Source organism: Rhodococcus zopfii NBRC 100606 = JCM 9919, from assembly GCF_001895025.1.
In the GTDB taxonomy this organism is placed as follows: Bacteria; Actinomycetota; Actinomycetes; order Mycobacteriales; family Mycobacteriaceae; genus Rhodococcus; species Rhodococcus zopfii.
Map to the genome: position 1 here is coordinate 22,510 of NZ_BCXI01000031.1, position 19,906 is coordinate 42,415.

Below are 19,906 nucleotides of genomic sequence, written 5' to 3' on the forward strand. Positions count from 1 at the left end.
CTCAGAACGTGCGGCTCGACATCAGTCTACCGAAGGTTCGGTAATCCCCGTCGACCGACCGCAAGATCAGGATGTCCCGGGCACGACAATGCCCACGCCCTCCGCGCGATGTGCGCGGAGGGCGTGGGCGTGCAGGGCCCGGTGCCGGTGCTACGGGAGCACCGCGCCGCCGTCCACGTGCAGAGACTGCCCGGTGACGTTGGCCGCGTCCGCCGAGAGCAGGTACGCGACGGCTCCGGCGACATCCTCGACGGTCTGCGGGCGCTTCATCGGGATGAGCTGGTCGACCATCGCGCCGAAGATCTGCTCGGCCGCCACCCCAGCCAGGGCCGGGTCGTGCTCGGCGAGCCAGCCCGCGGACTGCCGCCACATGTCCGTCCAGATCAGTCCGGGCAGAACCGCATTGACTCGAACGGAAGGGGCGAGCGCACGGGCCGAGGACTGGGTCAACGCCAGCACCGCCGCCTTCGACGAGCCGTACGCGGTGAGCAACTCGTGCCCGTTTCGGGCCGCGATCGAGGAAAAGTTCACGACAGCACCTTCGCGACCACGCATGGCCAGCTCTGCGGCGAAGGCCTGGATGGCGAAGAAGACCCCGCGGACATTGACCGCGTATGTCTTGTCCCAGGTATCCACGTCGAGCCCGTCGAACTGCCAGAATCCGCCGAGCCCGGCCACGTTGACGAGACCGTCGAGGTCATCGTGGGCGGCGAAGGCTTCCGCTACGGCCGTCTGCAGCGCACCCACGTCGCAGATGTCCACCACGTGGGTGGTCACCGTCACTCCACGCGACCGCACTGCGGCAGCGGTTTCCGCCAACCGCTCTTCGTCGATGTCGAGCAGTGCCACACCCCGACCGTCGGTGGACATCCGTTCGGCGACACCGCGACCGAGGCCACCTCCGGCACCCGTGACGAGGACCGCGCCCGCCATCTAGCGGTCCGCCCGAGCAGGCAGGTGCGCGACCGCGTCGTTCGCCGCGGCGAGGTCGTAGAGCAGGTCGTGCGTGATGACCCCGGCGACGGTGCCGTCCTCGTTGTACCCGACGATCGGACCGTGGAAGACGCCGAACATCAGGGACTCAACCTCCTGCTTGGGCAGATGCACGATGCCGGCCGGTTCGTAGATGTAGTGGTTGGGGCCGATGGATTCGGCCTCACCCTCGTACGCCCAACGGCCGAAGATGTTGAACGCCTCCGCGGCACCGCAATGCATGTGCAGCGGCGCCTGCGCATTCTCCGCCACGTACAGCAGGATCGAGGCTGCACCAGTGGTCTCGTTGATGTTCAGGAGCTTGAAAGAGGTACCCGGCATCGGGAACGGGGTCCACGGGATCTCATCGCAGTTGTTGACCCGGGAGGCGAGGCTGAGCGTCGGGCCGGTCATCGGGGAGCTCGCGCGAGCGAAGACCTCTGCGACCGGAGCGTTGGACTGCGGGTCGATTTCGGGACCGGTCGGTTGCGGACGGATCGGATCGACCACACGAGCATCGTCATGATGAGTGGCGTTGACAGACATCGAATTTCCTCCTGGATTTGCGGACCCACTCATACTCCGATGTGGCGACCGTCACGTCCATGACGTATTCTCACTCGATCGTTAGACGAATACCTAAGGTCGTGCACGATGGATCTGAATCTACGGCTCGTGCGGTACTTCGTGGCCGTTGCCGATGCCGGGACCTTCACGAAAGCAGCTGAGCAACTGCATATTGCGACGCCGTCGCTGAGTCAGCAGGTACGCAAGCTCGAAGTGGAGCTGGGCGTCTCGCTGCTCGAGCGTGACCACCGCGGAGCTCGTCTCACGGCGGCCGGGCAGGACTTCCTCGAGGAGAGCCGGGTACTGCTGGCGGCCGCCGAATCCGCGATCGGCGCGGCCCGCCGCCACCAGCGCAGCTCGTCCGGCAAGATGCACCTCGGATTCCTTGCCGGCGGCGCCGGGGAGCTGACCCGTCCGATCGTCGACGAGTTCCAACGACGAGAACCCGAAGTGGAACTGGAACTGACACAGCTGGCGTGGGGGGACGAGCTGTCGGCCTTGACCTCCGGTCGGGTCGACATAGTGGTCGCCCGCCCGCCTCTCGAGTCGCACCCCCGGCTACGCCGGGTCGTTCTGTTCGAGGAGCCTCGTGTCCTGCTGATGGCACACGACCACCCGCTGGCCCGCCGACGGAAGCTGCGAATCGCCGACCTCGCCGATGTCGTTCAGGTGGACACCCGAGAAGGGACCCGAGACTGGCGCAACTGGTGGTCCATCGATCCACGGCCGGACGGCACACGCCCCACCTACGGCCCCAGGGTGAACAGCGTCGAGGAGATGGTCCAGGTCGTCGCGACCACCGATGCGGTCGCAATCACGGGCGCAGGCGTGGCCAGCCTGTTCCGGCGGGCGGAGACCACCTCGCGACTCATCGCGGACGCCGCTCCGTCGACCGTCGAACTTGTCTTCCTGGCCTCGGACATGCCCAGCGCCGTCGAACGTTTCGTGGCGGTCGCGGTCGAGCTGAGCGCTGTCCTCGGCACCCGCTGACCCAGAGGGAGGCTCTCCTTCTCAGGGTCCCGAACCGGCGCTGCCGACTCGGCAGGGACATCGCTCCCTGCACTGCATGGCGTCCGTTGCGATCGGTGGGTGCAGGCGCGCCATACCCGGGGGGACCGGCAATCCCATCGGTGATCCCGTTTCCTCCTCCACCTACGGATCGTGCAGCCGAAACGTGTGGTGACCGCCACCGCATCGCCGAGCAGCTTGGTGTGCGCACGTTGACCAGCTCGTCGAGCGTCTCCAGCAGCGCGTAGAACCCGTCGATCTGCGCCGCCGGCACGACCACCAACTGCGTGGCGCGGGCCAGGACCTCACGGGCCACGTCGGAGGTTGCGCCGGCGCCGCAGTCAGCGACGATCACGCGGTCGTCGGCGATGAGCAAGTCGAGGATCTCCGCGTACACCGCACCGTCCGCGGCAGTGTCGCGGTGCAGTGTCGGGGTCCGCGCGGACTGCCGTCGGGAACCCGAGTCGCAGAGTGCCCTTGTCCGGGTTGGAGTCGACAACCGCCACCGGGTCACCCATCATTCGAAACTCGATGTGCCGCAGTCGAGTCGATGCTGCAACCGGACTACCGCCGTGACAGCAATGTCTCCGATCGCTGAACGGTGCCGGTGATTCCGGCGGCGTCCTGTGCGGCCAGCAGCACCGCGGCCGCGCCCATCGTCTCGGGCGGCTCGACCATCTCCGGCGGAATCTCGATGCCGCTGCCGCCGGCGGTCCAGCCCTCGGTGAGGACGACCCGGGACGGACTCAGGCAGTTCACGGCGATATTGTCGCCGCGCAGGTCCGAGGCCAAACCGAGGTAGAGCCGTTCGACCGCGGCCTTGGACACCCAGTACGCGTTGGACCCGCGGTCCGTCATCGTCACGCCGGTCGTGGTCACCGCGATCAGCGACCCGCCCCCGCGTGCGCGCAGATGTGGAATCGCCGTCTTGGTCACCAGGAACACCCCGGTGGTGTTGACGTCGAGACACAGTTGCCACCGTTTCAGCGGGGTCGTCTCGATCGGGCCCTGCCAGAGGACTCCGGCGTTGGCGACCACGATGTCGAGACCGCCGAACTCGCCGACCGTCGCGGCGATCGCCGCCTCGACGGACTCCTCGTCGGTGACGTCGCACGACACGGGCAGGGCGCGACCACCCGCCGCGACGATCCGGTCGGCGACCGAATGGATCGTGCCGGGCAGCCGGCCCTCGTTCTCCGAGCGTGCCGCGACCGCGACCGCCGCACCCGCCTCGGCGAGTGCGGCGGCCACCGCGGCACCGATGCCGCGGCTGGCACCGGCGACGAACGCGACCTTGCCGTCGAGTGAGGTCACTTCGGCGGGAACCGCAGTGCGCCGTCGAGGCGGATGACTTCGCCGTTGAGGTAGTCGTTCTCGACGATCGACGCGACGAGCGTCGCGTACTCGGGAGAACGACCCATGCGCTTGGGGTGCGGAACCTGCGGTCCCCAGTACGCCTCGAGCTGCTCGCCTGCCTTGCCGTAGGCGGGCGTCAGGAACGTGCCGGGCGCGATCGTCATTACGCGGACACCGAGCGGTGACAGGTCGCGTGCGGCGACGAGGGTCATGCCGACGACGCCACCCTTCGCGGCCGAGTAGGGCAGCTGTCCGATCTGGCCCTCGTACGCGGCGATCGACGCGGTGTTGACGATGACTCCGCGCTGCCCGTCCTCGAGCGGTTCCTGCCGGGCGATGGCGGCGGCGGCCAGGCGCATCACGTTGAACACCGAGATCAGGTACGAGTTGATCGTCTTGGTGAAGTTCTCGAGCGGCATCGCGCTGCCGTCCTTGCCGACGAGCCGCCCACCGCCGGCGGGGCCGCCGTGGCAGTCCACCGACACGCGCAGCGGTCCGAGCGATTCGGCTTCGGCGATGGCGGCGAGCACCGACTCCTCGCTGCCGGCGTCGGTGCGGACGTAGCGCACGCCCAGCTCCTCCTCGAGCGCCTTGCCCTTCTCGTCGTTGACATCGGCCACGACGATCTTGGCTCCGGCGGCGTGCAGGCGGCGCACGGTGGCTTCACCCAGGCCGCCGGTACCACCCACGACGAGCGCTGAACTGCCCGTGATCTGCATGTTGATTTCCCTTCTTGCAACTATTGCTCTCTGCTTGAGAGAATAATGTTCTCATGAACATCAGCATGATTCTAGAAATGGCCGCAAGTAGCGGAGAACGGTCCGTCGTGACCTACGGAGGCCGGTCGCTCACCGGCCCCGAACTCCACGACCGGGCCCGCGCCGCTGCGAGTCGCTTCCGTGAATACCCGGCGGTGCTGTACCTGGGCACCAACCACCTGGCCTACCCGGTGGCCTTGTTCGGTGCCGCGCTGGCTGGTGTGCCGTTCGTGGCTCTGAACTATCGGCTGGGCGAAGCGCAGCTGACCGCCCTGCGGGACCGGCATCCCGGGGCGCTCGAACTCGCACCGGAAGATCTCGACGCCTTCGTCGACTCCACCGCGACACCCGCGGACGCCGACGACGAGGTCGTGCCCGAGTGGGACGGCGACGCGGTCGCGGCGATCATCTACACGAGCGGCACCACGTCGGATCCCAAACCCGCGGTCCTGCGGCACCGGCACCTGCTGGCGTACGTCCTCAACACCATGGAGTTCGCCTCCGCCGCAGAGACCGACGCCTCGCTCGTGTCCGTCCCGCCGTACCACATCGCGGGCCTGACGAATCTGCTGTCGAACCTGTACACGGGTCGTCGCGTGGTCTACCTCGATGCCTTCGACCCCGGCACCTGGCTCGACACCGTGCGGCGCGAACGCGTCACGCACGCGATGCTCGTGCCGACCATGCTGGCTCGGATCGTGGCCGGACTCGGCGACGCGCCGGCCGACGTGCCGTCGTTGCAGAGCCTGGCCTACGGCGGCTCGCGCACCCCGCGCCCCGTGCTCGAGCACGCCCTGCGGGCGTTCCCCGACACCGGGTTCGTGAACGCCTACGGGCTCACCGAGACCGCGTCGTCGGTCGCGGTGCTCGGACCGGACGACCACCGGACGGCCTTCGCGTCCGACGATCCGGCGGTCCGCGACCGGCTCGGCTCCGTCGGCCGCCCCCTGCCCGGCATCGAGATCGAGATCCGCACCGAGACAGGTGAACCAGTGGACCCGGGCGAGACCGGACTGGTGTTCGTCCGCGGCGAGCAGATCTCCGGTGAGTACGGCGGGCGCAGCGTGCTCGACGAACACGGCTGGTTCGCCACCCGCGACCTCGGCCACGTCGACGACGACGGCTATCTGTTCATCGAGGGGCGCGCGGACGACACCATCATTCGCGGCGGCGAGAACATCGCCCCGGCCGAGATCGAGGACGTCCTGCTCGAACACCCCGGGATCACCGAGGCCGCGGTCGTCGGTGTCGCCGATGCCGAATGGGGACAGCGGATCGTCGCGGTGCTCGTGGGCGACGCGGATCCGGACGAGATCACCGCGTGGGTCAAGGACAGGCTGCGGTCCTCCAAGACACCGGACGCCGTGGTGTTCCGGGACGAACTTCCCAAGACCGAAACAGGAAAACTCCTGCGCCGGACCCTACTGACCGAACTGGAGAACACCAATGCCTGAAGCTGTCATCGTCTCCGCGCTGCGAACCCCGATCGGAACCGCAGGCAAGGGCACGCTCCGCGACACCACCGCGTTCGACCTCGCCCACCACGTGGTCGCGGAGACCGCGAAGGATCTCGACCCGAGCGCGATCGACGACGTCATTCTCGGTGAGGGGCTCTACGGCGGCGGCGTCATCGCCCGCCACGCCGCGATCACAGCGGGACTGACCACCGTGCCGGGTCTGGCCCTGAACCGGCACTGCGCGGCCGGACAGTCCGCGGTCCAGACCGCCGCGGCGAGCATCCGCGCGGGCATGGACGAGTTGATCATCGCCGGTGGCGTGAACTCCGCCTCCACTTCGCCGCGCTCCCTGATGCGCTCCGGTGAGGACTGGGTCCCGTGGAACTCGCCGACCCACCCGGACCGTCCGGACGCCCCCAACCGCGACATGTCGATCACCGTCGGCTGGAACGCGGCCGTCGAGGCCGGGGTGACCCGCGAGGAGATGGATGCGTGGGCGCTGCGCTCGCACCGCAACGCGATCGCCGCGATCGACGAGGGCCGGTTCAAGGAGGAGATCGTCCCGATCGACACGCCGCACGGTGTGTTCGCCGTCGACGAGCATCCGCGCCGCGACACCACCCTCGAGAAGCTCGCCTCCCTCAAGGTCCTGCACCCGGAGATCGAGGGCTTCAGCATCACCGCCGGCAACGCGTGCGGCGCGAACGACGGCGCCGCGGCCCTCGCGATCGCCAGCGACCGACTCGGCCTGCCCGCGCTCGGCTACGTCCGCTCCTGGGCGTCGGTCGCGGTCGACCCCGCCATCACCGGACTCGCTCCGGTGCAGGCGATTCCGAAGGCGCTGCGTCGCGCCGGGCTGACGTTCTGCGACGTCGACCTGTACGAGATCAACGAGGCGTTCGCCGCCATGTGCGTCGCGACCGTCAAGCTCCTCGACATCGACCCCGACAAGGTCAACGTCAGCGGCAGCGGTTGCGGTCTCGGACACCCGGTGGCCGCGACCGGCGCGCGCATGCTGGTGACCCTGGTGCACGAATTGCGCCGTCGCGGCGGCGGAATCGGTGTGGCCGCGATGTGCGCGGGTGGAGGCATGGGCTCGGCCACGGTCATCGAGGTGCCCGCGCCGTGAGGACTGCGGTTCGCGGCGCGGGGTCCGGTGTGCCGTGACGATCGACGAACTCGTCGCCGCCGCGTGCACCGGATCGATGCGCGCGGCGGGGCGTCTGCTGACGATGGTCGAGGACGACCGGCGCGACGAAGTGCTCGCCGCTCTCGACCCGGTGCCCGCGCGGGTGGTCGGCGTGACCGGACCGCCCGGCGCCGGCAAGTCGACGACCGTCGGAGCCCTTGTCGCCGCTTACCGCGAGCGAGGCCTGCGGGTCGCGGTGCTCGCCGTCGACCCGTCCTCCCCGTACAGCGGGGGAGCGCTGCTCGGTGACCGAATCCGAATGGCCGCGCACGTCAACGACCCCGAGGTGTTGATCCGGTCGCTCGCGGCGCGCGGGCATCTCGGTGGTCTGTCCGCCGCGGTGCCCGCCGCGATCCGGCTGTGTGCCGCACTCGGCTACGACGTGGTGCTGCTCGAGAGCGTCGGTGTCGGGCAGTCCGAGATCGAGATCGCGGCGGTCGCGGACCCGACGGTCGTGATCCTCAATCCCGGTGGCGGCGACGCGATCCAGGCGGCCAAGGCCGGTTTGCTCGAGGTCGCCGACCTGCTCGTGGTGAACAAGGCCGACCGGGACGGCGCCGACCGGACGGTCCGTGATCTGAAGGCGGAGACGGACGTTCCGATCCTCAGGCTCGTCGCGTCGACGGGGGAGGGGGTCGACGCGCTGGTCGACGCGATCGAACTGCACCAGCGCGCCGACAGCAGGGAGCGACGGGCCGCCCGGGCCCGATCCCAGATCCTGTCGCTGGCCCTGTCGCAGCTGCGGACGCTGCCGGAACTCGACGACCTGGCCGCCTCGGTCGCGGACGGGAGCAGCGACCCGTACAGCGCCGCCGCGCGGCTGCTCGGCCGGGACTCGCGGAGCCGGCCCTGACCCGCGCTCCCGGGTGAATGTACCCATCACCCGGGAGGACCGAAGATCGGTCCCGTCCCATCACCAGAACGCTCGGCGGTTCATCTCAGGGCGGCGAGCACCTGCGGCAGCTCGGCGGTGGTGCGGATGCCCGGCGCCGCCGCGCATACAACCGGTACGGCGTTGACCGCCCGGTTCGCGGTGTACGACGGGGACACCGCGCTCATCCGCTCCAAGGGGATCGGGAACCGGATGTCGATGTCCATCGGCGCATCGCCGGCGATGTCGATGTGCCATCCCGTCGGGCGGATGTCCCAGTCGACCGCGACGTCGGTGGTGCAGTACCACGTGGCGCGGAACTGTAGCAGCGCTTCGCCGTCACGTACGCCGGTCACGGTGACCCGCTGTGCGGCAACGGTACCCGGGTCGATCGTGCCCGCCGCGATGCTGACCTGCTCGCGGGCCGTGGCGAATTCGCCGCGGGCCTCGACGGAATCGAGCCGCAGTCCGAGCGCATCGGCGACCGACTGCAGCGACGGACCGAAGTTCGAGCGGATGTGGTCGATCCGATAGTCCTCGAATACCGTCGGCTCCCGACCGAAACCCATGATGTCGAACAGGATTCCGGGCGTGTTGCGCTGCGACAGATCGGCGAACTCGTCGATCGCGAGCCGGTCGAGGTTGCGTTGTATCGACGTGAGCACCAGCGGCAGCGCCTCGGTGACGAATCCCGGACTGCTGCCGGTGCTGTGGATCGACGTGCCGCCGAGTGCGCACGCGGCCTCGACCTCGGAACGTGCCGCCGGATCCATGGCCGACGCATGGTGGAACTCGCCACGAGTGGTGACGATGTTGCTGCCGGAAGCGAGGATTCGGCACACCTCGGCGAGGTCGAACGAGCGCGGCATGTACAGTACACAGTCCGCGCCGAGCGCGAGAATGTCGTCGATGTCCGTGGTCGCGGTGATGCCGGTGGATTCGGCGCCGCACAGGTCTCCGGCGTCGCGACCGGCCTTGTCCGGGGTGTGGACGTACAGGCCGGCCAGCGCCAGGTGCGGATGCTCGATCACACCGCGCAGGGCGCGGGTACCGATGTTGCCGGTGGCCCACTGAACCACCCGATACGTGCGCTCGGGAACGGACGCTCCGATGATATTGCCGGACAGTGTTTTCGGATCCAACGAAACCTCGCTCGGGTCAGGGACGGGGAAGGCGGAGCAGGGCTTCCTGAGCGAAGGACGCGACGAGCGTGCCCTTCTCGTCGAGGACGTCGCCCCGTCCGAAGCATCGGCCGTGGGCGATCAGTGGGCTGTGCTGGCGCAGCAGCAGCCACTCGTCGGTGCGGAACGGCCGGTGGAACCACAGCGTGTGGGAGGTGACGGCCGAGGTGAAGACGGTGCCGTTGCCCGTTTGGGCCAGGCCCTCGAGCGGTCGCAGGGCGGTTCCGATGAGCGTCAGGTCGGTTGCGTACGCGGTCAGGGCCGGAGCGAGTGCGGGATCGACTTCCGGTGTGCGCATCCACATTTCATACTCAGGCGGCGAGGACTCGTACGAGTTGAGGTCCTCGGTCGTCCGGATCTCCCACGGGATCAGATCGACGCGGGCGCGGTCGTCCTCGCCGAGTACGGGCGGTACGGCGTCGACGGTCTGCAATTCGGGGCCGTCCTCACCCACGTGCATGGAGACCGAGGCGGTAGCGATGACTCCCGACGATTGGCGTGCGACGATGCTCAACGTGGCGAACGAGCGTCCCGCGTGCTGGCGGGTGACCTCGTATCGGACCGGTTCCGAGGCTTTGCCCTCGCGCGGGAACAACGCGTGCAGCGACTTGACGCGTTTCGTCGGACACGTGGCTTCGGCGGCGCGCACGAACTGGCCGAGGATCTGGCCGCCGAACAACCGGTGATATTCGAGGTGCTGATTGCGGCCCTCGAATACCACCGGTCCGGCGGCTTCCGGTGGGTCCGCCGGCGAGTCGGCGCGAAGATCGAGACAGGCGAGAAGGTCGTTCCAGAGATCGGGCACGCCGCCAGTGTAAGCGAACTATCCCGAATTGAGAATACGATTCTCGTCTGCTGACGCTCAGTTACCGGCGAACCCGCGTGAGCAGAAGTTCCACACTTCCTCGGCCGAGATCGGCTTGATGGTGGCGTCGTCGGTGCCGCCTGCGGACTGCGCGATGAACATGACGGTCTGCATCGTCATCGCGGCCAGTCGGCGCGGGTTCGAGCCCGGTCGCAGCTCGCCCGAGGCGGCGACCTTCTCCATCAGCTCGGTGAACAGCGCGAGCATCGAGGAGTGCGCGACTTTGACCTCGGCGGGGTGTGTGAGCAGGAGCTGCGGCGCGAAGTCGGTGAACAGCGGCCGCTGTGCGCTCGGATCCGGGCGACAGAACTCGAAGAGCAGCTCGATCGCGACTCGGAGCTGATCCATGGGAGCGTCCTGACCGGATGCCGCGGCGCGGATCTGATCGGAGGAACGGCTCAGGGCGTCTTCGAACAGCGCGAGCAGCAGCTCGTGTTTGCCGTCGAACTGCAGGTAGAAGCTGCGGAGGGACTGCTTGGACCGGTCGACGACCTCCTGCACGGTGAAGTCCGTGCTGCCCTTCTCGGCGATGATCGACTGAGCCGCATCGAGGAAACGCTGCACCCGCTGTTCGGCACGGATCTTGGCGGTCCTGATGGAGCGCTCGACTGCGCGCTGCTTCCAGGCCGGCTCTTCGCTGGGGCCGGTCACCACCGGCTCTGTTCTGTGACACGTGTACCGAGCATGCGAGCAACTGTACCGGAGAGTTTCCTTGCGCAGTGTGGCGGCCGCACCCGTGTCGTCAGTTTTTCGAGACTATTACTTTCGTCATACGAGAATGCTATTCTCGCATCGACATTATGCACCGCAGCTCTGGCAGGGAGGCAAGCCGGGATGCTCTTCGAGTTCGACTCCGATCAGCGGCTATGGCAGAAGACCGTCCGTGAGGTCACGGCCAAGGAATGCGCGCCCACACTGATCCGCAGCATCGTCGACACCGGCGCCGACCCGTCCCCGCTGTGGAGGACCTACATCGACCTCGGGTGGACAGAACTGACGGACCCGGACACGACGGTCGAACTCGCCATCGTCCTCGAGGAGCTGGGCCGGGCGACCGATCCCACCCCTTATCTCGCGACGATGACCCAGTTCACCCCTCTTGCACCGGGATTCGACGATGCCGGGCGTTCCGGTGCCGCGATCTACGACGGTGTGAGCGTGCGCCGCGACGGCGACGGCTGGATCCTCGACGGCACCGCATCCAACGTTCTCGACGGCGACCGCGCCGACCGGCTGGCCGTCGCGACCGGGGCCGGAGTCTTCGTGGTGCCGGCCGAACAGGCCGTCGTCACGCGTAGCCCGGTCTTCGATCCGGTGCTCCACCTCGCCGAAGTCTCGTTCCACGGGGTCCGGGTCGACGGCGACCGGCGCGTGGACGTCGACGTCGAGCCGGCCCGCCATGTGGCGCTCACCGGTCTCGCGCTGACCGTCGTCGGCGCGTGCCAACGGATCCTCGACATGGTGCTCGAGCACGTGCGGGAACGGCGGCAGTTCGGTGTTCCGATCGGCTCGTTCCAGGCCGTCAAACACAAGGCCGTCGACATGCACGTCGCGATCGAACGGGCACGCGCGCTCGCGTACTACGCGGCCCTGACCATCGCCGAGAACGACCCCAGGCGGCGCGTGGCCGCATCGATGGCCAAGGCCGCCGCCGGCGAATGCCAATCCGTGGTGTTCCGCAACGGTATCCAGCTGTTCGGCGCCATGGGATTCACCTGGGAGAACGACCTTCAGTTCGCGCTCAAGCGCGCCAAGGCCGGCGAGCACTTGCTCGGTGGCGCGGCGGAGCACCGGGCGCTGATTGCCGAGGAGTACCGTGCAACTCACCTTTGATTCCGATGTCGAGGACTTCCGGGCCGAGTTCGTGGCCTTCCTCGACGAGAACCTGCCCGACGGTGCCGCGACCGGTGTCCGTCCCGGCTCGAGCGCGGACGTGCCGGATTGGGCCCGGCCGTGGCAGCGGCTGCAGTTCGACAACGGCTGGCTGCTCCCGGGCAACCCGCCCGAGTTCGGCGGACGCAACGCCACGATCCTGCAGCAGTACGTGCACCTGGAGGAGTTGTCCCGCCGCCGGATCTACCACAGCTTCAACCCGCAGGGGCTCGGGATCATCGCCGCGTCGATCCTGTCGTTCGGAACCCCGGAACAGAAGCAGCGCTGGGCCGTTCCGATCCTGCGTGCGGAGATCACCGCCGCTCTCGGCATGAGCGAACCCGGCGCTGGATCCGACCTCGCGGGGCTGCGCACCAGGGCGGTGCTCGACGGAGACCACTTCGTCGTCAACGGACAGAAGGTCTGGACGTCCGGCGCCCACAATGCGGACGTACTGCTCACGTTCGTCCGCACGAATCCGGATGCGCCCAAGCACAAGGGGATCAGCGTCCTGCTGATCCCGACCGACACCCCCGGGGTCGTGCGCCGGCCGTTCCCGTCGGTCGCCGCCTCCCACGACCTCGACTTCAACGAGGTGTTCTTCACCGACGTGCGGGTGCCCGCCGAGAACCTCATCGGTGAACTGGACGGGGGCTGGGGCGTCGCGAACGGCGCACTCGGACACGAACGTACGCTGCTGTGGCTCAGCTTCGCGGATCGCCTGCAGGATCTCGTCGAGGACTTCCGGCCCGTCACCGTGCTGGACCGCGATCGCTACGCGACCCTCGCGATGGATCTGCAGAGCCTGCGGCTGCTGGGCTCGGCCGCGCTGGCGCGGGCCGACCGCGGCGAACAGGACGTCGCGGCCCTGTCGGTGCTCAAGCTGCTCGGATCCGAAGCGGTCCAGAGCGCGTCGGAACACGCGCTCGACGCGGCGGGGGAGGACGGTCTCGTCCATCCGGCCTGGACCGCACCGTTCAATCCGTGGAACAACGACCATTTCTCGACCGGCTGGTTCGAGCGTTACGTCCGCAGTTTCGCGGGCACCATCGCCGGCGGCACATCCGAAATCCAGAGGACCATCGTTGCCGAGCGTGTGCTCGGCCTTCCCCGGGGGTGAGGTTCCAGCCGTGTACATCCAGTACGAGGTAGCCGACAAGATCGCCACGATCACGCTCGATCGTCCCGAAGCCGCCAACGCCCAGAACGCCGGGTTGCTCGACGAACTCGATGCCGCCTGGATGCGCGCCGCCGCCGATCCCGACGTGGCGGTCATCGTGTTGCGCGCCGAGGGCAAACACTTCTCCGCCGGTCACGACCTGGGCACCAAGGTCCCCGACGATCTGAAGATCACGCTCGATCTGATCTACGCCAACGAGAGCCGCCGCTACCTCGAGTACTCGTTGCGCTGGCGGAACATCCCCAAACCGTCGATCGCCGCCGTCCAGGGCCGGTGCATCGCCGGTGGTCTGCTGTTGTGCTGGCCGTGCGACCTCATCATTGCGTCCGAGGACGCATCCTTCTCCGATCCGGTGGTGCTCATGGGCATCGGAGGGGTCGAATACCACGGTCACACATGGGAGCTCGGACCTCGCAAGGCCAAGGAGATCCTGTTCACCGGACGTCCGGTCACCGCGCACGAAGCCGAGCAGACCGGGATGGTCAACAAGGTCGTGCCCCGTGACCGCCTCGACGAGGAGACCCGCGCACTCGCGACGAAGATCGCGTCGATGCCCCCGTTCGGTTTGCGGCAGGCCAAACGTGCCGTCAACCAGACCCTCGACGTGCAGGGCTTCTACGCTGCAATCCAATCGGTGTTCGACATCCATCAGACCGGCCACGGCAACGCGCTGAGCGTCGGCGGATTCCCGATTCTGGTGAGTTTGGACGAGATGAAGGCGAAACTCGAATAACGTCGCCCGACCCGCACTGCCGGAGCATCTGGACGGCAACGGGATTCGAGGTGCGAAAAGCCCATCCCAGGGACGGTCGGCAACGTACTCTCGCAGGACCTGGGGGGAAGTTCCAACAAACCTTGGTGGTCGGAATCGGTCCGTCCACCGGAGAGGATCCGTCATGCGCGTTTCGAACATCCGTCGTGCTGTCGCCACCTTCGGGATGGTGGCGGTCGCGGCCGCCACCATCGCGGGCTGCAGCAGCGACGACGACAGCTCCGGCGACAGCACCACGACCACGGCGGCCACGGCGGCCACGACCACCGAGGCCACCGAGACGTCCGCGGCTGCCGCAGCCGGCGAGTCGGCGGATCCGGCGACGACCGAGGCCGTCACCAACGCCTACGTCACGTTCTTCAATGGCTCGACCCCGCCGGCCGAGCGGGCCGCGCTCGTCGAGAACGGCGACGTGTTCCTGCCGACCCTCGAGGGCATGACCGCGAACCCGCAGGCGATGGGCACGACCGCGACGGTCGAGGGCGTGACCCTCAGCGATCCGGCGACCGCCGACGTCAAGTGGACGCTGCTCATGAACGGTGCACCGGTGCTGCCGGACCAGTCCGGTAACGCCATCGAGCAGGACGGCCAGTGGAAGGTCAGCGCAACCACCTTCTGCACCCTGCTCGCGATCCAGGGCGGTGGCGCTCCCGTCCCCGGCTGCTGATCCGGCGCCGACCGGAACACGAACGAGGGGCGCCCGCATCGCGGGCGCCCCTCGTTCGTGCGTGCGTGCGTCGCCCTACAGGTGGACGAGGCGCGGAGCCGAACCCGTCGAACGGATGTGGGCGCCGGCCTCGCGAGTGAGTTCGCGTGCACTGCCGAGCAACCCGTCGAGAACGAGCGCCCGGCGAATGTGCCGATGCAGATCGTGCTCGGCGGTGAATCCGATTCCGCCGAGCACCTGCTGGCAGTGACGGGCCGCCGCCAGTGCCGCCTTCCCGGCCGCGGCCTTCGCGAGCAACGACCCGAGGTCGTCGTTCGCGGTGCGCAGCGTCGCCTCGGCCCCCTCGATCGCGACGAGTGTCTCGGCGAGCCGGTGCCGCACCGCCTGGAACGACGCGACCGGCTTCCCGAACTGGGTGCGGTCCAGAGCGTGGGTTCGCGCGAGCGACAACATGGTCCGGCTCGTCCCGACGAGCCACCAGCCGAGCGCACGACGCCCTGCCGCGATCGCGGAGGGATCGAACGCCTCGCCGGTCTCGACGGCGCGCAGCGTGATCTCCTCGTCCAACGAGGTCCCGGCCGTGGCGGACCGTTCCCACACGACCCACCGGCCGCCCGCGTACGGCAGCGGTGGGCTATCGGCGATCGGCAGCCCGGCCGCGTGCAGCACGACGTCGTTGATCACCGGCGCGTGCGCGCCGGTCTCGCCGAGCAGGCGGAACACCAACGGGATCGCGACGTCGGGCATCTCGGTGAGCATGTCGCCCCAGCCGAGATCGGCGAGCGCCGAATCGAGTTCGGCCGCCGGTACCGAGGTCATGGTCCCGCGAAGGGCATCGCCGAGCAGCACCAGTTCGTGGTCCTGCGCGGCCTCGGCGACGGTGGCGGCGTCGGTCATGATTCCCTCCCCAGGTCGAGCAGCCGGCGCGCGACGATGTTGCGCTGGATCTCGGCGGTACCGCCGTAGATCGTCGCGGCCCGCGAGTACAGGAACTCCGGACGCCACACGGTGTCGTCGAGCTCGAGAACACCGGGAAGCAGGTCGCGCGCCGTGTCGAACAACTGTTGTTCGGCGCCCGCCAACAGGATCTTGTCGATCGAGGTCTCCGGTCCGAGGGCGGCCCCGTCGGCGAGGCGCTGCTGCGTGAGCCGCGAACGGCACCGCACGGTGTGCAGTGCCAGATACGCCGAGCCGAGATCGTCGTCGGCGTCGAGATCGGTCTCGTCGAGCAGCTTGTCCAGGCGGGTGAACAGATAGGCGATCCGGTGCCAGAAACACGTCGAGCGTTCGTGCGGCAACAGATCCATCGCGACCCGCCAGCCGTCGCCCGGCCGACCGAGCATGCGGTCGGCGGGGACCACGACGTCGTCGAAGTACACCTCGGCGAACTCGTCGATGCCGTGCATCGTGCGCAACGGTTTGACGGTGATGCCGGGGGTGTCCATGTCGACGAAGAAGGCGGTGATCCCGTCGTGGCCGGGCGCGGTGCGGGTGAGGAGCACGCAGCGGGATGCGTACTGCGCCAGGCTGGTCCAGACCTTCTGGCCGTTGATCACCCAGTCGGCGCCACGCTGCACGGCGCGAGTGCTCAGCGACGCCAGATCGCTGCCCGAGCCGGGCTCGGAGAAGCCCTGGCACCACTGTTCGCGACCGCTGAGGAGCAGCGGCACCATCTCGGCGGCGAGTTCGGGCCGGGCGTACGAGATCATCGTCGGGGCGAGGACCTCGATCATCGAGTAGATCCCCGGCTCGGCCAGGTCGCGGGTGGCGACCTCCTCGCCGAGCACGGCCCGCAGCACCGCGTCGCCGCCGAGGCCGCCGGCCTCGACCGGCCATCCGTACCGCATCCAGCCCGCATCGAACAGTGCCCTGCGCACCCTGCCCAGCTGCGCGACCTGACCGTCGAGCGAATGGTCGGGCGGCGGGGTCAGGTCGTTCTCGTCGAGCCAGGCGCGCAGGTCGGCCCGGAACTCGTCGACGTTCATGCCGACGGCTCGAAAGCGTGCGGGATACCCGAGTCGTGGTCGCCGCTGCGACGCTGGAAGGTCATCGAGCGGGTCTTCAGACGCCAGCCGTCCTCGGTGCGGACGTAGGTGTCGCTGTAGTACCCGATGCGCATGTTGTGGGTGGTCTGGTCGACGAAGCACAGCGGCTGGGTTCCCGTCGCGGTGTCGCCGTCGAGCTCGACGAGAGCGGTGCCCGTCATGAACAGGCCCTTCGGTGCCGCGGCGACCAGTTCGGGGAACTGGTCGAGAGTGAAGGCATCCCCGAAGGCACTGTAGGTGCCCTCGGGGGTGAAGACCGCCATGACTCCTTCGACGTCGTTCTTGGTCATGTTGACCGCGTACTTGGCGAGGAGCTGGTTGATCTCCACGAGGTCGTCAGTTGCCGACATAGACTTTTCCGCCTTTCATCACGAACCGCACGTCCTGCGTGACGGTGATGTCCTGCAAGGGATCTCCCGGAACACCGATGATGTCGGCGAGCAGACCCTCGGCCAGCCGGCCGCGGTCGGTGACGTCGATCAACTCGGCCGCGGTGACCGTCGCGGCGCGCAGCGCGTCCAGTTCGGACATGCCGCGTTCGACGAGCGCGACGAGTTCGTCCGCGTTCTTGCCGTGCGGGATGGCCGGGGCGTCGGTGCCGAGCGCGATCTTCACGCCCGCCTCGTAGGCAGCCTTCACCGAGGTGCGAGCCTTGGGGAACATCTCGGCGGCCTTGGCCTGCAGATCCGGTGGTGCGTGCGAGACGTCCATCGCGTCGGCGAGCCGGGTGGTGGGAACCAGGTAGGTACCGGCGGCGACCATCTTCTCGATCGCGTCGTCGTCGACGAGGAATCCGTGTTCGATGCAGTCGATTCCGGCGGCGACGGCGGCCCGGACGGCGTCCGCACCGTGCGTGTGCGACGCGACGCGCAGACCGCGCCGGTGCGCCTCGTCGACGATCGCGCGCAGCTCCTCGTCGGAATAGTGCTGTGCGCCGGGGGTTCCGGTGTGCGACATGACGCCACCCGAGACGCACACCTTGATGAGCTGTGCCCCGTGCTTGATCTGGTAGCGCACCGCCTTGCGGACCTCGTCGACTCCGTTGGCGATGCCTTCCTCGATGGTCAGGTCCAGCACCCCGGGGGCGAACGCCGCGAACATCGTCGGATCGAGGTGACCACCGGTCGGAGTGATGGCGTGACCGGCCGGCACGACCCGCGGACCGTCGACCCAGCCGGCGTCGATGGCCTTGCCCAGTGCGACGTCGAGCAGGTAACCGCCGGTCTTGACGAACAAGCCGAGGTTGCGGACCGTCGTGAAACCGGCGCGGAGGGTGCGTCGGGCGTTGCCCACCGCGCGGAGCATGCGCAGCGGCGGGTCGTCCTGGACGGTGGAGTAGACGGGCTTCTCGCCGCGTCCACCCATGAGCAGGTTGACTTCCATGTCCATCAGGCCGGGCAGGAGGATCTGGTCGCCCAGATCGACGACCTCGCCCTCGGGTTCACCGCCGATGCCGACGATTTTGTCGCCCTCGACGCGAATGATCCCGGGACGCACTATCTGTCCGCTGTCGACGTCGAGGAGACCGGCCGCCTTGAGCGTGATCATGGGCTACACCACCGGTTCGTGGGTGATGTCGGCCCAGGCTGCGCCGCTGTCGGGGACGCGGGGTTGTTTCCAGACTTCGACGGGGAAGGAGACCATGATGAGCGACTGCATCAGGTGCACGAGGGCGCGGGCGTCGTCGGGCAGGTCGTCGAGGTCGAATTTGTCGCAGTAGGTGATGGCGTCCTCGATGCGGCCGAAGGCGGCGTCGTAGAACTTCTGCATGTCGGGCATGGTCGAGGCCAGGCGCTTGGCGTAGCGTTCGGGTTCGGTGGCCAGGACCCAGTCGGTGTAGGGCTCGAGGTCGGCGAATTCAGTTGGCAGCAGCGCCATCACGGTACTCCTTGACGTAGTCTCCGACGGTTTTGTGCAGGTGGCGGAGGAGGATTTCCTGATCGCAGAGCGGGAAGTCGGTGACGGCGCGGGTGCCGATCATCGTCTGTGTCGCTTCGAGGGTGTTGGCGTCCTGCAGTGCGTATTCCTTGAAGGTGACCGCGGCGAGTTCGTGGGCGAGGCGTTCGCGGACGTTCTTCGGGGGCACGAAGTAGAGGTTGGCCTCGAAGATGTGGCGGTCGGGTGCAGTGGGCCAGTAGTGGTAGGTCAGGTACCAGCCCGGTGCCCAGATGAGCAGGGTCATGTTGGGGAAGAACTCCCAGGAGTCCTGGCCCCAGACGGGGTACTTGCCGGGGTTGATGCCCTCGGGCAGTTCGTCGTCCGCGAGGCCGGCGATGTCGGGGCGGTCCCAGGGTCCGAACAGGCCCGAGCGCAGGACGCGTTCGATGGGCTTGACCATGTTCAGGTCCTTGGGCGGGGCCATGCCGCCCCACGAGGAGATCATCGAGTGCGGGGACTGGATGTCGTAGTGCAGCGCTTCGTAGCCGTAGCCGGCGAGTTTTTCGGCTTCGTCCTTGGTGGCCTGCTTCATGTGCAGGATCGGGGCGTGGTAGAACTCGGCGAACGCGTCGATGAACAGTTTCCAGTTGGAACCGATCTCGGCCTTGTAGCTGTAGACCTCGGTCATCTGGTCGAAGGGGTAGCCTTCGATGCCCTTGGCCAGCGGGCCGAGGTATTCGTCGAGGGGTTGGGCGTCGTCGTCGAGGTTGATGAAGATGAAGCCCTGCCAGATCTCGCAGCGCACGTACTTGAGGCCGAAGTTCTGCTTGTCCAGGTCGAAGAACTCGTCTTCCTGCTGGACGAAGGTCAGGTCGCCTTCGAGGCTGTAGCGCCAGGCGTGGTACTTGCAGGTGAACTGCTTGCAGCTGCCGGCGACTTCTTCGCCGGGGAAGTCGTTCCAGACCAGCTTGTTTCCGCGGTGGCGGCACACGTTGTGGAAGGCGCGGATCTCACCGTCGTTGCCCTTGACGATGATCAGTGAGGTGCCGGGGCCGGCGGAGGGCAGTTCCTTGGTGAAGTAGCTGCCCTTGCGGGGGAGCTTCTCGACACGGCCGACGTTGAGCCAGGTGCGCTTGAAGATCGCGTTGCGCTCGTCCTCGAAGAACTGCGGGTCGTACGAGTCGGTGTAGTCGACCGGTGCGGTGCCGAGTTCGGGCCAGTGCTCGGTCCAGCTGCCTTCGGCTGGTTTCGGGAAATGGGGCACGGAT

At 68.0% G+C, this 19,906-nt stretch carries 21 protein-coding genes; 8 read left to right on the plus strand and 13 right to left on the minus strand.

Translation table 11 applies throughout. The annotated features are described in order from the left end of the window. Window positions 1–150 precede the first annotated feature (150 nt). Window positions 151–933 (minus strand): SDR family NAD(P)-dependent oxidoreductase, encoded by a 783-nt coding sequence (locus tag RZ1_RS19250; RefSeq protein WP_072814115.1) that lies wholly within the window; start codon window positions 931–933, stop codon window positions 151–153. Further along, complete coding sequence (locus tag RZ1_RS19255) at window positions 934–1,518, minus strand: cupin domain-containing protein (protein ID WP_169918010.1); 585 nt, start codon at window positions 1,516–1,518, stop codon at window positions 934–936. 108 nt (window positions 1,519–1,626) lie between these two features. Here RZ1_RS19255 and RZ1_RS19260 point away from each other — a divergent pair, with 108 nt between their 5' ends. Then, window positions 1,627–2,529, plus strand: coding sequence for a LysR family transcriptional regulator (locus tag RZ1_RS19260; protein WP_072814117.1), 903 nt, complete (start codon window positions 1,627–1,629; stop codon window positions 2,527–2,529). Between the two features lie 582 nt (window positions 2,530–3,111). Here RZ1_RS19260 and RZ1_RS19265 read toward each other — a convergent pair. Next, window positions 3,112–3,861 carry an SDR family NAD(P)-dependent oxidoreductase gene (locus RZ1_RS19265; protein WP_072814118.1) on the minus strand — a complete coding sequence of 250 codons (750 nt, stop codon included), beginning with the start codon at window positions 3,859–3,861 and terminating at the stop codon, window positions 3,112–3,114. Then, a complete protein-coding gene (locus RZ1_RS19270) occupies window positions 3,858–4,622 on the minus strand; it encodes an SDR family NAD(P)-dependent oxidoreductase (protein WP_072814119.1) in 765 nt (254 codons plus the stop codon). Before RZ1_RS19270 ends, RZ1_RS19265 begins: the two co-directional genes overlap by 4 nt. A 53-nt stretch (window positions 4,623–4,675) precedes the next feature. Here RZ1_RS19270 and RZ1_RS19275 point away from each other — a divergent pair, with 53 nt between their 5' ends. From RZ1_RS19275 to meaB, 3 genes are read left to right on the plus strand one after another with little or no spacing between them, the layout of a single operon-like run. Next, the gene (locus RZ1_RS19275) at window positions 4,676–6,115 is read left to right on the plus strand and encodes a class I adenylate-forming enzyme family protein (RefSeq protein WP_072814120.1); all 1,440 of its coding nucleotides are present in this window, start codon (window positions 4,676–4,678) and stop codon (window positions 6,113–6,115) included. Beyond that, window positions 6,108–7,247 (plus strand): thiolase family protein, encoded by a 1,140-nt coding sequence (locus RZ1_RS19280; RefSeq protein ID WP_072814121.1) that lies wholly within the window; start codon window positions 6,108–6,110, stop codon window positions 7,245–7,247. Before RZ1_RS19275 ends, RZ1_RS19280 begins: the two co-directional genes overlap by 8 nt. Before the next feature lie 34 nt (window positions 7,248–7,281). Continuing rightward, window positions 7,282–8,160, plus strand: a complete 879-nt coding sequence (gene meaB, locus RZ1_RS19285) for a methylmalonyl Co-A mutase-associated GTPase MeaB (protein ID WP_072814122.1) — start codon at window positions 7,282–7,284, stop codon at window positions 8,158–8,160. An 80-nt stretch (window positions 8,161–8,240) separates the two neighbouring features. Here meaB and RZ1_RS19290 read toward each other — a convergent pair whose 3' ends face one another. From RZ1_RS19290 to RZ1_RS19300, 3 genes are read right to left on the minus strand one after another with little or no spacing between them, the layout of a single operon-like run. After that, a complete protein-coding gene (locus RZ1_RS19290) occupies window positions 8,241–9,320 on the minus strand; it encodes an NAD(P)H-dependent amine dehydrogenase family protein (RefSeq protein ID WP_238071693.1) in 1,080 nt (359 codons plus the stop codon). A 16-nt stretch (window positions 9,321–9,336) separates the two neighbouring features. Further along, entirely contained in the window at window positions 9,337–10,164 is an 828-nt protein-coding gene (locus tag RZ1_RS19295; protein ID WP_072814123.1) for an acyl-CoA thioesterase, read from the minus strand. Window positions 10,165–10,221: 57 nt separating this feature from the next. Next, entirely contained in the window at window positions 10,222–10,875 is a 654-nt protein-coding gene (locus RZ1_RS19300; protein WP_072814195.1) for a TetR/AcrR family transcriptional regulator, read from the minus strand. Window positions 10,876–11,058: 183 nt separating this feature from the next. Between RZ1_RS19300 and RZ1_RS19305 the strand changes: the two genes are divergently transcribed. The 4 genes from RZ1_RS19305 to RZ1_RS19320 all read left to right on the plus strand — a co-directional run bounded on the left by RZ1_RS19305 (window position 11,059) and on the right by RZ1_RS19320 (window position 14,715). Beyond that, entirely contained in the window at window positions 11,059–12,057 is a 999-nt protein-coding gene (locus RZ1_RS19305) for an acyl-CoA dehydrogenase family protein (RefSeq protein ID WP_072814124.1), read from the plus strand. Continuing rightward, window positions 12,041–13,216, plus strand: coding sequence for an acyl-CoA dehydrogenase family protein (locus tag RZ1_RS19310; protein WP_072814125.1), 1,176 nt, complete (start codon window positions 12,041–12,043; stop codon window positions 13,214–13,216). The genes RZ1_RS19305 and RZ1_RS19310 overlap by 17 nt, the downstream gene beginning before the upstream one ends. Window positions 13,217–13,226: 10 nt before the next feature. Further along, window positions 13,227–14,009 (plus strand): enoyl-CoA hydratase, encoded by a 783-nt coding sequence (locus RZ1_RS19315; RefSeq protein ID WP_072814196.1) that lies wholly within the window; start codon window positions 13,227–13,229, stop codon window positions 14,007–14,009. A 163-nt stretch (window positions 14,010–14,172) separates the two neighbouring features. Then, window positions 14,173–14,715, plus strand: coding sequence for an MTB12 C-terminal domain-containing protein (locus RZ1_RS19320; RefSeq protein ID WP_072814126.1), 543 nt, complete (start codon window positions 14,173–14,175; stop codon window positions 14,713–14,715). 75 nt (window positions 14,716–14,790) lie between these two features. On the opposite strand, the gene RZ1_RS19325 is transcribed toward RZ1_RS19320, so the two are convergent. The 6 genes from RZ1_RS19325 to RZ1_RS19350 are packed head-to-tail and all read right to left on the minus strand — an operon-like array spanning window position 14,791 to window position 19,902. Beyond that, window positions 14,791–15,612, minus strand: a complete 822-nt coding sequence (locus tag RZ1_RS19325; protein WP_072814127.1) for an acyl-CoA dehydrogenase family protein — start codon at window positions 15,610–15,612, stop codon at window positions 14,791–14,793. Then, window positions 15,609–16,700, minus strand: a complete 1,092-nt coding sequence (locus RZ1_RS19330) for an acyl-CoA dehydrogenase family protein (RefSeq protein ID WP_072814128.1) — start codon at window positions 16,698–16,700, stop codon at window positions 15,609–15,611. The genes RZ1_RS19325 and RZ1_RS19330 overlap by 4 nt, the downstream gene beginning before the upstream one ends. Continuing rightward, the gene (locus RZ1_RS19335) at window positions 16,697–17,110 is read right to left on the minus strand and encodes a nuclear transport factor 2 family protein (protein WP_072814129.1); all 414 of its coding nucleotides are present in this window, start codon (window positions 17,108–17,110) and stop codon (window positions 16,697–16,699) included. Before RZ1_RS19335 ends, RZ1_RS19330 begins: the two co-directional genes overlap by 4 nt. After that, window positions 17,097–18,308 carry a metal-dependent hydrolase family protein gene (locus tag RZ1_RS19340; protein WP_072814130.1) on the minus strand — a complete coding sequence of 404 codons (1,212 nt, stop codon included), beginning with the start codon at window positions 18,306–18,308 and terminating at the stop codon, window positions 17,097–17,099. Before RZ1_RS19340 ends, RZ1_RS19335 begins: the two co-directional genes overlap by 14 nt. A 3-nt stretch (window positions 18,309–18,311) precedes the next feature. Further along, window positions 18,312–18,638 carry a hypothetical protein gene (locus RZ1_RS19345; RefSeq protein ID WP_072814131.1) on the minus strand — a complete coding sequence of 109 codons (327 nt, stop codon included), beginning with the start codon at window positions 18,636–18,638 and terminating at the stop codon, window positions 18,312–18,314. Next, window positions 18,619–19,902 (minus strand): aromatic ring-hydroxylating oxygenase subunit alpha, encoded by a 1,284-nt coding sequence (locus tag RZ1_RS19350; RefSeq protein WP_072814132.1) that lies wholly within the window; start codon window positions 19,900–19,902, stop codon window positions 18,619–18,621. Before RZ1_RS19350 ends, RZ1_RS19345 begins: the two co-directional genes overlap by 20 nt. Between the last annotated feature and the right edge of the window lie 4 nt (window positions 19,903–19,906).

What these genes read in the sequence shown, in the direction of transcription:
- RZ1_RS19255 (WP_169918010.1), bottom strand. Translation starts at nt 1,518, where the DNA reads ATGTCTGTCAACGCCACTCATCATGACGATGCTCGTGTGGTCGATCCG.
- RZ1_RS19270 (WP_072814119.1), bottom strand. Translation starts at nt 4,622, where the DNA reads ATGCAGATCACGGGCAGTTCAGCGCTCGTCGTGGGTGGTACCGGCGGC.
- RZ1_RS19320 (WP_072814126.1), top strand. Translation starts at nt 14,173, where the DNA reads ATGCGCGTTTCGAACATCCGTCGTGCTGTCGCCACCTTCGGGATGGTG.
- RZ1_RS19250 (WP_072814115.1), bottom strand. Translation starts at nt 933, where the DNA reads ATGGCGGGCGCGGTCCTCGTCACGGGTGCCGGAGGTGGCCTCGGTCGC.
- RZ1_RS19345 (WP_072814131.1), bottom strand. Translation starts at nt 18,638, where the DNA reads ATGGCGCTGCTGCCAACTGAATTCGCCGACCTCGAGCCCTACACCGAC.
- RZ1_RS19330 (WP_072814128.1), bottom strand. Translation starts at nt 16,700, where the DNA reads ATGAACGTCGACGAGTTCCGGGCCGACCTGCGCGCCTGGCTCGACGAG.
- RZ1_RS19340 (WP_072814130.1), bottom strand. Translation starts at nt 18,308, where the DNA reads ATGATCACGCTCAAGGCGGCCGGTCTCCTCGACGTCGACAGCGGACAG.
- RZ1_RS19335 (WP_072814129.1), bottom strand. Translation starts at nt 17,110, where the DNA reads ATGTCGGCAACTGACGACCTCGTGGAGATCAACCAGCTCCTCGCCAAG.
- RZ1_RS19280 (WP_072814121.1), top strand. Translation starts at nt 6,108, where the DNA reads ATGCCTGAAGCTGTCATCGTCTCCGCGCTGCGAACCCCGATCGGAACC.
- RZ1_RS19305 (WP_072814124.1), top strand. Translation starts at nt 11,059, where the DNA reads ATGCTCTTCGAGTTCGACTCCGATCAGCGGCTATGGCAGAAGACCGTC.
- RZ1_RS19275 (WP_072814120.1), top strand. Translation starts at nt 4,676, where the DNA reads ATGAACATCAGCATGATTCTAGAAATGGCCGCAAGTAGCGGAGAACGG.
- RZ1_RS19325 (WP_072814127.1), bottom strand. Translation starts at nt 15,612, where the DNA reads ATGACCGACGCCGCCACCGTCGCCGAGGCCGCGCAGGACCACGAACTG.
- RZ1_RS19260 (WP_072814117.1), top strand. Translation starts at nt 1,627, where the DNA reads ATGGATCTGAATCTACGGCTCGTGCGGTACTTCGTGGCCGTTGCCGAT.